Raw genomic sequence first — 12,999 nt, forward strand, 5'->3', positions numbered from 1 at the left:
CGACGAGGCATGGCTGGAGGGCGTCACCACGGTCGGCCTCACCTCGGGCGCCTCGGTGCCCGACGTCCTGGTCGACGGGGTGCTGGAGTGGCTGGGCGAGCGGGGGTACGCGGACGTCGAGACGGTGAAGACCGCCGACGAGTCGATCACCTTCTCGCTGCCCAAGGAGCTCAGGCGGGACCTGCGCGCCGAGGCCGCCGCGCTCTCCGCGGAGTAGCCCGGCGCACCCGGCTCTCCGCCGGGAACGCCGGTGCACGGCCGGCGGGGCGGCGTGACGACGGTGCGCGCCCGTCGTACGGCTCCACACGGGGTGGCGCGACGATGGCGCCCACCCGTCGTACCGCCCCCTCCGGGGAGTGATCCGCGCCACCTGCCCGTACCGTGTGTCCATGGAGATCTTCGGTGTGGACATCGGCGGTTCAGGGATCAAGGGTGCGCCCGTGGACCTGGACCGTGGAGAGCTGGCGCAGGAGCGCCACAAGGTACTGACACCCCACCCGGCCACGCCCCGGAGCGTGGCCGACGGGGTGGCCGAGGTCGTCGGCCACTTCGACTGGCAGGGGCCGGTCGGCATCACGTTCCCCGGAGTCGTCACCGGCGGGATCACCAGGACCGCGGCCAACGTCGACGAGGGCTGGATCGACACGGACGCCCGGGCGCTGCTCAGCGACCGCATCGGCCAGAACGTCACGATCCTGAACGACGCCGACGCCGCGGGCATCGCCGAGATGACCTTCGGCGCGGGTCGTGACCGCAAGGGCACGGTGATCATGCTGACTCTGGGCACGGGCATCGGCAGCGCCGTCTTCACGGACGGGCAGCTCGTCCCGAACACCGAGCTCGGCCACCTGGAGCTGCACGGCCACGACGCCGAGAAGCGCGCCTCGACGAAGGCCAAGGAGGACGAGGACCTCAGCTGGACCCACTGGGCGCACCGGGTGCAGAAGTACCTGGTCCACGTGGAGATGCTGTTCTCGCCCGAGCTCTTCATCATCGGCGGGGGCGTCAGCCGAAAGGCCGAGAAGTTCCTGCCGCTGATCGAGCACGTACGGGCCGAGATGGTCCCGGCCCAGCTGCAGAACAACGCGGGCATCGTCGGCGCGGCGATGGCGGCCGCGGGGAAGTAGCCCGCACGCCCGGACCGGCGGGCCGGAGCGAACCGCGGCCCGTCGCCTCGTCCCGGGCAGCCCTGACTACGGGCGGGGGCGGCGCGCGCCCTGGTCGGTCCTGACCAGGTGACGCTGCCGCTCCCGCATCTGCCGGATCTTCCGCACGGTGGCGATGAGACCCGCGATCAGCGTGCCGCCGTACAGCCAGCCGGCGTGCACGGCCAGCGCGGTGACGACGGCCATCGTCTGCCCGCCGAAGCCGCCGGTGCCCCCGGCGACGGGGATCACCCCGACCGCGAAGGCGATGGGCACGATGATCGGCGCGGTCACGAGGTCGGCCGGGCGTACCCACAGGGCGGTCAGCGCGCTGACGGGCAGGAAGAGCACCCCGTACACGACCTCCGAGCTGCCGAGGAGCAGCCGGTCCAGACCGGCCAGCAGGAACATGGCCAGAGCCGCGAACAGCCCCGCGCCGATGCCCGTCAGCCGCGGGTTCGGGAACCTGCGAAGCGCCAGCACCAGGGGCGCGACGGTACGTGGCCGACGACCCGGTGCGGGCCCGCCCGCGGGCGACGGGGCGACCACCACCGACACCGGGTAGCCGGACGGAGCCTCGCCGAGGCCGCCGGGCAAGCCGGGCGGGACCTGCTGGGGCTGCCTGCGCTGCGGGGTACGTGTCCTGTGCTGCTCCACCCCGACAACCTAGGTCGCGGGGTCGGCCCTTTCGGGGGTTGGACACGCGTTTTGGCCTACCTTGGCGTTGCGTTCGATCCCGTAGGGCCCAAACTCCACCGTTCGGCCCCGCAGCACCACCCCCGGCCGGCGGGGCGCCTGTCTCCTGCGCACCCGTGACGGGCCGCACCGCCCCGCCCGTAAACTGGAGAATCGGGTCAGCTCCGGCCCTCCCGCACAGCCCTCCTCTCCTCACTTCAGGAAGTCGCCAAAGTGTCGCTCACGATCGGAATCGTCGGCCTGCCGAATGTCGGCAAGTCGACCCTGTTCAACGCCCTGACCAAGAACGACGTGCTGGCGGCCAACTACCCGTTCGCCACCATCGAGCCGAACGTCGGCGTCGTGGGCGTCCCCGACCCCCGCCTGAACAAGCTCGCCGAGATCTTCAAGTCGCAGAAGCTGCTCCCCGCCACCGTCGACTTCGTCGACATCGCGGGCATCGTGCGCGGTGCGAGCGAGGGCGAGGGCCTGGGGAACAAGTTCCTCGCGAACATCCGCGAGTCCGATGCGATCTGCCAGGTCATCCGCGCCTTCAAGGACGAGAACGTCGTCCACGTCGACGGCAAGGTCTCGCCCAAGGACGACATCGAGACGATCAACACCGAGCTGATCCTGGCCGACCTCCAGTCGGTCGAGAAGGCGGTCCCGCGCCTGACCAAGGAGTCCCGCCTCCAGAAGGAGAAGGTCGCGGTCCTCGCCGCCGTCGAGGAGGCCCAGAAGATCCTCGAGGCGGGCGACACCCTCTTCTCCCGCGGCATCACCGCCGGCACCGAGAAGGGCCGCCTCCTCCACGAGCTGCACCTGCTCACGACGAAGCCCTTCCTCTACGTGTTCAACGTCGACGAGGACGAGCTGGTCGACGAGGACTTCAAGAACGAGCAGCGAGCCCTGGTCGCCCCGGCGGAGGCCATCTTCCTGAACGCCAAGATCGAGTCCGAGCTGATCGAGCTCGACGACGAGGAGGCACTCGAGCTCCTCCAGTCGATGGGCCAGGAGGAGCCCGGCCTGGCCACCCTCGGCCGCGTCGGCTTCGACACCCTGGGCCTTCAGACCTACCTCACGGCAGGCCCGAAGGAGACCCGCGCCTGGACGATCAAGAAGGGCGCCACGGCCCCCGAGGCGGCCGGTGTGATCCACACCGACTTCCAGAAGGGCTTCATCAAGGCGGAGATCATCTCCTTCGACGACCTGGTCGAGACGGGCTCGGTCGCCGAGGCGCGCTCCAAGGGCAAGGCGCGCATGGAGGGCAAGGACTACGTGATGCAGGACGGCGACGTGGTGGAGTTCCGCTTCAACGTGTAGCGGCTGGCGTATCACCACGTCGCTGATCTGGCGAATACTCAGGTCAAAGAGGGTCCGGCTCTTCGGGGTCGGGCCCTTGGTGCGTTCAAACCGGAAGCTGAAAGTCCCGGGCGTTGTACTGCGGACTGGTCGGTTCGTCAAGTCGACAGGTGGCAAGGGGTCGGCCTTTTCGGGAGCAGACCGCTTGCCGGTTCCCGTGCCGGACGTATGCCGGAGCTTTCTTACGCTCTGTCACCTGTGCGCCCTCGGGCGCCTTGGTCGGCAAGAGGTTCGAGCATCGGCTGGAAGGCGAGGCTTTTTTCGTCGGGATCGTGTGGGAGGAAGCCGTCGGGGACGGTGCGGGCGGCAGTGGTGAGTAGGCGGTCCAGGACTTCCTGCTCGGTGGCAGGGGGAGCCGAAGGGCGGCGAGGCAACGGTCGCGGACGGCGGGGTGGTCCGGGCGCTCGTCGAGGTAGTCGGAACTGAGGGCCAGGGGTCGGAAGCCGGCCAGTGCGTCATGCCAGGACAGGAGGACGACGGCGAGGGTCAGGGCCTCGGCGAGCGACTCGGCGATCAGGGAGGCCTGCCCCTCGGAGTCGGTGTACAGGACGGGGCGGGGGCCGCCAGGGACGGATGGGCCGCAGAGGTAGTGGGTGCCGCCCGCGTTGCAGCCGGCGACCGGCTCCACCGGGAGCCCGTTGGGCAGGGCGATCGGCTCGCTCGGGTCGGTGCGGGCGAGGTCGAACTCACCGTCGCAGGCCAGGTGGGAAGCGACCTCCGGATGCGCGGCGATCCTGCGGAGCAGGGCGTTGTCCGAGAGGGCGGCCGGGTTGAGGGCTGCTGCGACCGCAGGGGTGAGGGGATGTCCGGCGAGGACGTGGCGGACTCCTTCGAGGTGGACGGGGCGCTCGTAGCAGTCCTCGAAGTGGGCCTGGACGGCCTCGGGGGAGCGGTCGGCGAGGAGGCGGAAGAGGAAACCGGAGCCGTCCGGGTCCTCGCTGCCAGGAGGGAAGCCGATGCCCGAGCCCGTGCGCCATGCCGTGTCGCCGGTCTCCCGCCACAGGCAGGCGGTGACCCGAGGGGCGTCGATGCCCTCATCGCAGAAGGCGGGTTCGTCCAGGGGCGGGCGCAGTACGGCGGGCACTTCGTCGATGACTCCGGGCCAGACCTGCTTGTCGTCCGTTCCGTACGGGCTCATCGCCGAGCCGTGGTCAAAGCCGCGTATGAGCACGCCGGCCGGGGTGAAGAGGACGGAGAAGTCGTCCCCCGAACCGTTCTCCATCAATGCTGCCTCCTCGCCAGGGCCCCAGGAGGCGCCGAAGGTGTAGTAGCAGTACTGGGGATCTTCGGCGACCGCAGTCTCCAGGAGAGCCAACGCGCGCAGGTGAGCGCGGAGTTCGACGGGGGTGGGGAGGAGGGTGGCGATCGCGTGCACAGTGCTCATGGCTTCATGAAAGCGGTCGCCACTGACAACCCGGCCTGCTGGTGCGGACGGTGGTGTCCCTGGCTCCAGTGGATTCTGGCCGACCGCACGTTTCTTGGCTCAGGATCAGGTGTCGTACACGGTGGAGCGATGCCCGATATGCACTACCCACACCACCAGCTCACCGTTGTCGATCGTGTAGACGACCCGGTAGTCACCCACTCGTAGGCGGCGGCGTTCCGGCTGGGATACGAGTGCAGTGGTGCTGAACCCGAGCGGGTCGCTTTCCAGCTCGGTCAGTTTGGCCAAGATGCGCAGCGCCATGTCGCGAGGGATCTTGCGGAGTTCGGCCTGGGCCTCAGGCCGGAAGACGGTGCGGTACTCACTCATTGCGCGCCAGCGTCTCCCTCATGACGTCCTCAATCGGAATGCCCGCTGCCGGATTCGCCATGCGCTCGTCGATGATCCGGTTGATCTCGCGCTCTTCCCACTCCTGGTACTTCCGAAGTACCTCGATGGACACGACGGCGGCGACCTCCTTGCCTCGGCGCGTGATCACGGTGGGCACGTCATCCCGGTCGGCCCGATCCACGACCTCGGCCAGGTGTGCGCGTACATCGCGGATGGTCTCTATGGGCAAGGGCTGCGTCATGCGCTCAAGAGTACCAAGAGTCCCATGTGTACACAAAGCGCAGTCGATCGGTCCTGGTCTTTATCGCGGGCAAGGTGTTCCTGATCGTCACCGACGACCCGGACGAGCAGATCATCACGGTCAAGTGCGAACCCGAACATGCCCGCGCGCAAGTACGTGGCTACGTCTCGATCACACCGGGCCGCTACCTCGACAAACGGCACTGGATCTCGCTCGGACCAGGCCCCGGCATCACCAAGCGGCTGGTCACCGGCGCAGTCGAGGACTCCTACGACCTGGCCGTCGCGCGGCTGCCGCAACGCGACCGCCCCCGTGCCCGATGAGCACCGCAAGCGCGCGCACGAGCCGCTGAGCCCGCGCTTGTCAGTGCCCCGTGCAAGGCTCGCCACGCCCGCACAGCTCCGCCCGCAATCTGAGAGACCGATGGAACCGACCGAAGCGACCCTGCCGCTCTTCGACGAGGAGCCCGCCCGGCCACTCGCCGACCGCCTGCGCCCCACCCAGCTGGATGAGGTCGTCGGGCAGGACCACCTCCTGGCCCCGGACGCCCCGCTGGGTCGCATGGTCGCCCAGCGGCGCCTCGGTTCCGCCATCCTGTGGGGCCCGCCCGGCGTGGGGAAGACGACCATCGCCCGCCTCCTCGCGGACGGCAGCAACCTGGCCTTCGAACCGGTGTCGGCCACCTTCTCCGGCGTGGCCGACCTGCGCAAGGTCTTCGCCGCCGCCCGCAGCCGGCGCACCATCGGCCAGGGAACCCTGCTGTTCGTCGACGAGATCCACCGCTTCAACCGCGCCCAGCAGGACAGCTTCCTGCCCTACGTCGAGGACGGCACGATCACCCTGGTCGGCGCCACCACGGAGAATCCGAGCTTCGAACTCAACGGCGCACTCCTCTCCCGCACCCAGGTCCTCGTCCTCAAACGCCTCGACGAAGCCGCCCTGTCCACACTCCTCGTCCGTGCCGAACAGCTCACCGGCCACCGGCTGCCCCTGGACGACGACGCCCGCAGCGCCCTGATCGCCATGGCCGACGGCGACGGCCGCTACCTGCTCAACATGGCCGAACAGCTCCATGCCCTCCCGCACCCCGGCACCCCCCTGGACACCGCCGCGCTCGCCCACCACATCCAGCAGCGCGCCCCGCTGTACGACAAGGCACAGGAGGGCCACTACAACCTGATCTCCGCGCTCCACAAGTCGATGCGTGGCTCCGACCCGGACGCGGCCTTGTACTGGCTCGCCCGGATGCTCGACGGTGGGGAGGACCCCCTGTTCGTGGCCCGCCGCCTGGTCCGCTTCGCGAACGAAGACATCGGCATCGCCGACCCGCACGCCATCCAGCAGGCACTCGCCGCCTGGGACGTGTACGAGCGACTCGGCTCCCCCGAGGGCGAGTTGGCGATCGCGCAGGCCGTCGTTTACCTCGCCACGGCCCCCAAGTCCATCGCCGTCTACCGCGGCTTCAATGCGGCCCACCGATCCGCTCGCCGCACCGGCTCGCTCATGCCGCCCGCCCACATCCTCAACGCCCCGACCCGGCTGATGAAGGACATCGGCTACGGCAAGGACTACCAGTACGACCCCGACACCACCGACGGCTTCTCCGGCGCCGACTACTTCCCCGACGGCATGGACCACGAGACCTACTACCAGCCCACCCGCAACGGCTACGAGTCCCAGATATCCGAGCGCCTGCGCCACTGGACCGGCTTGCGCGCTCGTAGGCGCAGCGGCTGACGTGGACGTACGGGCAGCGGACAGAGCCCGCACACGACAGAAGGGTGATGAGTCGTCGTGCGATCCGCGCATTCGATGCCGCGCGGTCCGGAGGTCTGCGGATCCACGACTCGCGACCGTGAGGGACAGCCGGCGAAGTGGATTCCCCACGTATGGGGCCAACGCCGATGTTACTAACATCGGCGTTAGCCGTTCTCGGGTCGCGAGTCGTCTTCGTTGGAAGGGGTAAATCCCGAGGTCAGACGTCTTTGATCTGTACGCGGTCGCCGCACAATTCGGCCCAGTCGTCATGGTCCGAGGTCGGTACGAGGACGGGCGCCGGGGAGCGGAGTGCCATCGCGGCGACGAGGGCGGCGATGGCGTACTTGTGGCCGTGCAGGCCACCGGCATCGCTCAGTAGCTGCACGGCGGTGAGGCTGTCCGCCTGGGTGACGTCCTGGACCTGGAGGCGGGAGAGCAGCCAGTGCAGCCGGGCGGTGTCCGTCTTCCCGTAGACGGCCTCCACCACCGTCAGAGCCGATACGAGGACGGGCACGCCTGTGCGCCGAGCGGCCTCGATCCGGGTGACCATCTGGCGGTCGTTGCGCAGGAGGAGCGACAGCGCCTGGGAGTCCAGAACCATGGACCTGGCCGCGGGCTCCTTCATGCGGCGCTGTCGTTCGACGCGTACGGCGCTGGTGCGTCACCGAACAAATCGCGCTGCGCGGCCTGGATCTCGGCCTCGCTGAGCGGTTCGTGCTCGGCTTCGTAGGCGGCCACGATCTCGAAGAGGCTGTCCATTGCCAGCTGATGTCTGACCGCCGCGGTTACGTAGGCGGACACGCCGCGTTTGCCGGTGCGCGTGCGCAGAGCACCGAGGAGTTCCGAGGGCAGTGAGACGGAGATGTTCTCCGTCCCTCCGGGGCGGGGTGACTTCATGAGACCCAGCCTAGTACAGGAACTATTACACCGCTGGGCGCTGTGCGGGCTGCGTCGGTGGCGCATAGTCTTGGCGCTCCGGATCTTCTTGTACTTTGTCGGGTCTCCAGTGCTGGGATGCTCCTGCATTTCCGCAGTTCAGAGCCTTGTGGTGGAATCCCGGTTCAACGTGTAGCGGGTGGCTCGGCGCCACGTGGCCGGTCTGGCGAACACGCAGGGCATAGAGGGTCCGACTCTTCGGGGTCGGGCCCTACCTCTACCTCCCCGCCGGCCCGGACGGCACCGCGCCCCGATCCCGCCGGCCGCTTGGCGGTGTCGAAAACGTCCTTGATCGGGCAGCCGCTTGCGGGATCCTCCACTGCGACGGAGCCGGTCTCGTCGAAGGAGCCACCTAACGCAGTCGCGCCGTTACGAGACGGATCTTGAAGGCGCAGGGGACATGCCCGTCCGGCGTCGTCATGTCCGTCACCTCGGCAAAGAAGGTTCTGCGCAACCGCTCCACCCTCGCGGGATCGAGCGGGGCAAGATCATAAAGGCCGGAAACAGCAGTCCATACCTGCTCCACCGGCCCGCTCAGATCGATGGGAACGGTCTCCCAGTCCACCGCCGCGAAGCCTGCCGGCCCGAGGATTTCATCGAGCCCTTCGCGACTGCGTGTCCTTTTGTCCCCCAATGCAGGGATGCGCTGCGAGGCCGGCGTTTCCTCAATCGAGCGCCGCAGCAGCGTGAGGAACCGTTCGTAAGCCTCGCCGCCCACGGCCCCGCCTCCCACCACGCATGCCAGAACCCCTCCAGGAGAAAGCACTCGGGCAACCTCTGCTGCCACTTCCTCGATCTCGCTCATCAGCATCAGCGCCATGTGGGAAACGCAGGCGTCGAAGCTGTCGTCGGCGAAAGGAAGCCGTTGGGCTCGGCCCTCTTCCAGCCTCGTTTCGAAAAGCGCCGGTCGACGTCGTGCCAGCGTCAGAGAGTGCGAGGACAGGTCCACCCCCGAGAGGTGTCTGCCGGGCCGGGCAAGCAACTCGAGCAGTAGGCCATCGCCGCAGCCGAGGTCCAGCACGCGCATGCTTCCAGCTACCCGATCGCACAAGATCTCATAGCTTGACCGGCCGTCTGGAGCGTGGCCGCGGCTGAACGCCTCTGCGGTCACCCGCATAACCGCATTTCAGACCGGTTGCGGTGAAGTTCCGCTTCAGCGCCTGATGCCAGGCCGTGCCAATACCTGTGCCCGACCCGCCTGCTGGCGGCGACGATCTCCCGCAGATGCTCACGGTGGTCGTAAGCCTGCGATGTGAATGACTGCCCCGACGTCGGTTCGATCCCGAAGTGAGCTGCGAAAGCCCGTCCAGGCCCCTGTGGGGCGGTGGGAAGATGTGGGAAGGGTCGGGGAGAGGGCGGGAAGCGTGGGGCGTGGGGAGCGGGACACAGTCGCGAGGGGAGCGCGACTGCATGAAGCGGCGCAGGCTGTGGTCGGTGACCACGGAAGGGCGGTGGAGGCGGTACGGGCGGCGCTGAAGCCGATCCACGATGCGGCGGTGAAGCGGGAGCTCGACGCCATTCCCGTCGCCCGGCTGCAGGACGTCACCGAAGGGCGGCTGCGGCTGGGGAGCGTCGAGAAGAGCGGACTGCGCACTGTGGGCAGTGTGCTCGAAACGGGCCCCTACCGGCTGCGCCAGATTCCTGGTGTCGGGCAGCGCACTGTCGACCAGATGCTCGCCGCCGCCCGCCGGCTCTCCGAGGCTGTGCACGAGACCGTGGCCGTCCACATCGACCTGGACCGGCCGGAACCGAGCACCACCGCGCTCGTCATGGCCCTGCACGTCCTGGTTGCGGCCGGATCGGACGCTCGGCGTGCGGTCGACAAGGCGACCGTCCTGGCGGAACGGCTCGGTCCGTTGCTGGCCGACGCGAGGCCCGCCGCCGGTAGGGTCCGGATGCTTCTGGCCGGCCGGGAGAAGAAGGCCCGCGCGTGGGCGGCGGTGGCCGGGATCCGGTCGATGGTGGACGAGGCGGATCAGGCGGGCCTGCCCGAACTGCTCGCCCAGGCGTCGGTGGACCTGCTCCGGGGGGTCGCGTCCGACGTCGCGGCCTGGGTGGACTTCGAACTCCGCTCCGCCGAGTACTACAGCCTGCTCGCCGATATCTCCGGGCGGCTGCCGGACGCGGCTGCCGCAGAGGGCTTCCTGCCGGACGAGATTGCGGAGCGGGTACGGAACCAGCACCTCGACGACACGCACCGGCGGGTCTCCCTGCGCGGTTACCAGGCGTTCGGCGCACGGTTCGCGCTGGCGCAGCGCAAGGTGATACTCGGCGACGAGATGGGCCTCGGGAAGACCATCCAGGCGATCGCCGTCCTCGCCCACCTGGCAGCCGAGGGACAGAGTCACTTCATGGTCGTCTGCCCGGCGAGCGTCCTGGTGAACTGGACACGGGAGATCGAGGCCCGCAGCGCCCTGCGCGTCGTGGTGCTCCACGGTCCCGACCGGCACTACGAGTTCGCCGACTGGAAGGGGCGGGGCGGCGTCGGGGTGACCACGTTCGACGCGCTGCGCGGCTTTCCCGCACCGGGCGGCGGGGAGGTCGGGCTGCTGGTGGTCGACGAAGCGCACTCCGTGAAGAACCCGAAGGCCAAGCGCTCCCAGACGGTCGGCCTGTGGGCGGAGCGTACCGAGCGCACCCTCTTCATGACCGGAACCCCGATGGAGAACAGGGTCGTGGAGTTCCGCAACTTGGTCCACATGCTCGACGGCGACGTCGCGGACTCCCTCGGCGAACGGGACGCGTTGGCCGGATCGGTCGCCTTCCGCAAGGCCGTGGCCCCGGTCTACCTGCGGCGCAACCAGGAGGACGTGCTGACGGAACTCCCGAGCCTTCAGCAGACCGACGAGTGGGAGGAGTTGAGCGCTTCGGACGAGGAGGCGTACCGCGAAGCCGTGCGCGCGGGCAACTTCATGGCCATGCGCAGGGCCGCGTACATGTGCCCCGAGAAGTCGGCCAAGCTGGACCGGCTCCGAGAGATCGTTCAGGAGTCCGGCGAGAACGGGCAGAAGACGGTGGTCTTCTCCAACTTCAAGGACGTACTGAGGGTGGTCAAGGAGGCCCTCGCGGCCGGAAGCGCCAAGGCCACTCCGGTGTTCGGTCCGCTGACCGGCGGCGTCCCGGCCCAGCGTCGCCAGGAGATCGTCGACGACTTCGCCGCCGTCCAGGGCCCGGCGGTGCTCCTGGGGCAGATCCAGGCCGCGGGCGTCGGCCTCAACATGCAGGCTGCCTCCGTCGTCGTCATCTGCGAACCCCAGATCAAGCCGACCATCGAACATCAGGCGGTGGCCAGGGCTCACCGTATGGGCCAGGTCAGGCCGGTTCGCGTGCACCGTCTCCTGGCCACCGGAGGTGTCGACGAACGCATGGTGAAGATGCTGGAAACCAAGACGCGCCTCTTCGACGCCTATGCCCGCCGCAGCACCATGGCAGAAGCCACCCCGGACGCGGTCGACGTGTCGGACACCGAGCTGGCACGTCGGATCGTCGAGGAGGAACAGGCTCGTCTGGGTATGACGGACGAGCGGCTCACGTCGGCCGAGTGAATCGGGCACGGTCGCGCCTTTGCAGGTCACGCCGGTGTGTACGTACCACGTGATGGAAGGGTCAGGTCATGTCTCCGAGGGGCAGGGCTGGAAGGACCACACGTCCCGGCTCAAGAACGACCGCAAGATGCTCGCTCGGATCAACAAGCTCATCGAGGACGTCGAGCGCGATCCCTTCACGGGCATCGGCAAGCCCGAGCAGTTGGAGCACCACTTGCCCGGGGTGTGGTCGAGGCGGATCGATGACGAGCGACGCCTTGTCCACCCGATCACGGGCATGGGGACCGTCATCCTCGCGGCTCGCTGTCACTGCTGACCGTGGGTGCGATTCCCGGGCCGTGCACAGGCGTCCGGGCTGGGCGGTGGCTTCCTCGGTGACCTCTGGGGACGCGGACGTCGGGGTTGGGCCCCGCCGTCCGCGTCGTACGCAGTCGGGCTACGCCGCCCGACGGGCGAACGCCTGCGCCCTGCTTCGGCGTTCCGGGTCGAAGGCGTCGACGGTGCCTGCGCCCGCACTGCCGGGGCCCGCGTGCCATCCGCGTATCTTGCGGGCCACGCCCTTCACCTTCGGGTGGCCCGGCTTGTACGCGAGCTCGAAATGGGACTCCTTCGGGGTGGCCAGGTCTCCACCCCAGGTGACAGCGCCGTCCAGCTCGGCGAGGATGTCACGCACCACTACGAGCTCGTGCGGGTACAGGCCGCCCTTCACACCCACCGGGTACGCGAGGGGCCGGATCGCCAGGGCGGTACCCGACAGATAGTTGGACTCGTAGTCCTGCAGGGCCTTGCGTGTCGTCGAGTGGCCGGTGACGTCGTCTTCGCGGAGCTCGTCGATCTCGTAGTGGAACCGGCGGGCCACGTGCAGCAGGATCACCGCCGCGTCCCCGCCGGCGAGACGCACGGAGCGGCCCGACCCCTCCACCGTGAAGAGCTCCGCCTCGTCCAGCACGGGCCAGCCGTTCGCCGATGTCCTGCCCGACCAGCGCCGGCCCTGCGGCGTACCGTCGGCCGACGGTACGCCGGGGGCGGCTTGCGCGGTGCCAGGGACGCCGGCCAGGGCTGTGGTGGCCCCGAGTGCGGCGCCCGCGAGGAGGACACCACGTCTGTCAATCTGCTTTCTCACTCATTTTCCTTCCGATGACAGCAGCCGCCACGGCACCTGCGGCACAGCCGACGAGTAGCAGGGCGAGGGCGACGAGAGAGGGGTTGACCCAGGCGGGGACCAGGTCGTGATCGGCGTTGCACCTGTTGTGCAACGGAAACCACTGGGAGGGCTCCCGCCATTGCTCCGACCGGTAGGCGTCGTCATAGGGGACGCCGCGAGCGGCGCAGGCCTCCCGGACGTCGAGACCGCCGGAGAAGGCCCCGACGAACCAGACGACGCAGCCGACACCGGTCAGTACGACTGCGGGGAACGCCCACCACCCGGGGCGTCGCCACCGGCGGGTGGACAGCCCGCGTGCGGTTTTCCAGACACTCAGCACGAACACGGCCAGTACGAGTGGGGGGAGTGCGATGGCGGCCAGTGCCGAGACGACGTTCACTTACGGGGTGGTCCCTTCG

Annotated in this window: 15 protein-coding genes and 1 pseudogene; 7 read left to right on the top strand and 9 right to left on the bottom strand. The window is 68.9% G+C overall.

All coding sequences use genetic code 11. The features are described from left to right. A pseudogene (locus tag AB0I83_RS28990) lies at nucleotides 1-217 on the top strand (4-hydroxy-3-methylbut-2-enyl diphosphate reductase); the annotation flags it as partial. A 172-nt stretch (nucleotides 218-389) separates the two neighbouring features. After that, on the top strand, nucleotides 390-1,127 hold the full coding sequence (gene ppgK, locus AB0I83_RS28995) for a polyphosphate--glucose phosphotransferase (RefSeq protein ID WP_363306753.1): 738 nt from the start codon (nucleotides 390-392) through the stop codon (nucleotides 1,125-1,127). Nucleotides 1,128-1,193: 66 nt separating this feature from the next. Here the strand turns inward: ppgK and AB0I83_RS29000 are convergent, their stop codons facing one another. Next, a complete protein-coding gene (locus AB0I83_RS29000) occupies nucleotides 1,194-1,802 on the bottom strand; it encodes a DUF6542 domain-containing protein (protein WP_356535701.1) in 609 nt (202 codons plus the stop codon). A 252-nt stretch (nucleotides 1,803-2,054) separates the two neighbouring features. Between AB0I83_RS29000 and ychF the strand changes: the two genes are divergently transcribed. Then, nucleotides 2,055-3,143: a redox-regulated ATPase YchF gene (gene ychF, locus AB0I83_RS29005; protein WP_356843577.1), complete on the top strand. Its 1,089-nt coding sequence runs from the start codon at nucleotides 2,055-2,057 to the stop codon at nucleotides 3,141-3,143. 85 nt (nucleotides 3,144-3,228) lie between these two features. Here ychF and AB0I83_RS29010 read toward each other — a convergent pair whose 3' ends face one another. From AB0I83_RS29010 to AB0I83_RS29020, 3 genes are all read right to left on the bottom strand, one after another. Further along, the gene (locus AB0I83_RS29010; RefSeq protein WP_363306754.1) at nucleotides 3,229-4,566 is read right to left on the bottom strand and encodes a hypothetical protein; all 1,338 of its coding nucleotides are present in this window, start codon (nucleotides 4,564-4,566) and stop codon (nucleotides 3,229-3,231) included. 105 nt (nucleotides 4,567-4,671) lie between these two features. Further along, on the bottom strand, nucleotides 4,672-4,935 hold the full coding sequence (locus tag AB0I83_RS29015; protein ID WP_073736679.1) for a type II toxin-antitoxin system RelE/ParE family toxin: 264 nt from the start codon (nucleotides 4,933-4,935) through the stop codon (nucleotides 4,672-4,674). Next, nucleotides 4,928-5,197: a type II toxin-antitoxin system Phd/YefM family antitoxin gene (locus tag AB0I83_RS29020; protein WP_356535716.1), complete on the bottom strand. Its 270-nt coding sequence runs from the start codon at nucleotides 5,195-5,197 to the stop codon at nucleotides 4,928-4,930. Before AB0I83_RS29020 ends, AB0I83_RS29015 begins: the two co-directional genes overlap by 8 nt. Nucleotides 5,198-5,223: 26 nt before the next feature. Here AB0I83_RS29020 and AB0I83_RS29025 point away from each other — a divergent pair, with 26 nt between their 5' ends. After that, nucleotides 5,224-5,520: an MmcQ/YjbR family DNA-binding protein gene (locus AB0I83_RS29025; protein ID WP_363306755.1), complete on the top strand. Its 297-nt coding sequence runs from the start codon at nucleotides 5,224-5,226 to the stop codon at nucleotides 5,518-5,520. 100 nt (nucleotides 5,521-5,620) lie between these two features. After that, the gene (locus AB0I83_RS29030; protein ID WP_363306756.1) at nucleotides 5,621-6,934 is read left to right on the top strand and encodes a replication-associated recombination protein A; all 1,314 of its coding nucleotides are present in this window, start codon (nucleotides 5,621-5,623) and stop codon (nucleotides 6,932-6,934) included. Between the two features lie 238 nt (nucleotides 6,935-7,172). Here AB0I83_RS29030 and AB0I83_RS29035 read toward each other — a convergent pair whose 3' ends face one another. The 3 genes from AB0I83_RS29035 to AB0I83_RS29045 form a co-directional block, all read right to left on the bottom strand. Continuing rightward, complete coding sequence (locus tag AB0I83_RS29035) at nucleotides 7,173-7,580, bottom strand: PIN domain-containing protein (protein ID WP_363306757.1); 408 nt, start codon at nucleotides 7,578-7,580, stop codon at nucleotides 7,173-7,175. After that, nucleotides 7,577-7,852 (bottom strand): hypothetical protein, encoded by a 276-nt coding sequence (locus tag AB0I83_RS29040; protein WP_363306758.1) that lies wholly within the window; start codon nucleotides 7,850-7,852, stop codon nucleotides 7,577-7,579. The genes AB0I83_RS29035 and AB0I83_RS29040 overlap by 4 nt, the downstream gene beginning before the upstream one ends. Nucleotides 7,853-8,243: 391 nt before the next feature. Then, on the bottom strand, nucleotides 8,244-9,008 hold the full coding sequence (locus AB0I83_RS29045; RefSeq protein ID WP_363306759.1) for a class I SAM-dependent methyltransferase: 765 nt from the start codon (nucleotides 9,006-9,008) through the stop codon (nucleotides 8,244-8,246). A 247-nt stretch (nucleotides 9,009-9,255) separates the two neighbouring features. On the opposite strand from AB0I83_RS29045, the gene AB0I83_RS29050 reads away from it, so the two are divergent. Both AB0I83_RS29050 and AB0I83_RS29055 read left to right on the top strand, forming a co-directional pair. Then, nucleotides 9,256-11,436 (top strand): DEAD/DEAH box helicase, encoded by a 2,181-nt coding sequence (locus AB0I83_RS29050; RefSeq protein WP_363306760.1) that lies wholly within the window; start codon nucleotides 9,256-9,258, stop codon nucleotides 11,434-11,436. A gap of 52 nt (nucleotides 11,437-11,488) precedes the next feature. Then, complete coding sequence (locus AB0I83_RS29055; protein WP_363306761.1) at nucleotides 11,489-11,752, top strand: Txe/YoeB family addiction module toxin; 264 nt, start codon at nucleotides 11,489-11,491, stop codon at nucleotides 11,750-11,752. Between the two features lie 120 nt (nucleotides 11,753-11,872). On the opposite strand, the gene AB0I83_RS29060 is transcribed toward AB0I83_RS29055, so the two are convergent. Continuing rightward, on the bottom strand, nucleotides 11,873-12,559 hold the full coding sequence (locus AB0I83_RS29060; RefSeq protein ID WP_363306762.1) for a hypothetical protein: 687 nt from the start codon (nucleotides 12,557-12,559) through the stop codon (nucleotides 11,873-11,875). Then, nucleotides 12,543-12,980, bottom strand: coding sequence for a hypothetical protein (locus tag AB0I83_RS29065; protein WP_363306763.1), 438 nt, complete (start codon nucleotides 12,978-12,980; stop codon nucleotides 12,543-12,545). The genes AB0I83_RS29060 and AB0I83_RS29065 overlap by 17 nt, the downstream gene beginning before the upstream one ends. Nucleotides 12,981-12,999 lie beyond the last annotated feature (19 nt).

The organism is Streptomyces sp. NPDC049970, assembly GCF_040660235.1.
Taxonomy (GTDB): domain Bacteria; phylum Actinomycetota; class Actinomycetes; order Streptomycetales; family Streptomycetaceae; genus Streptomyces.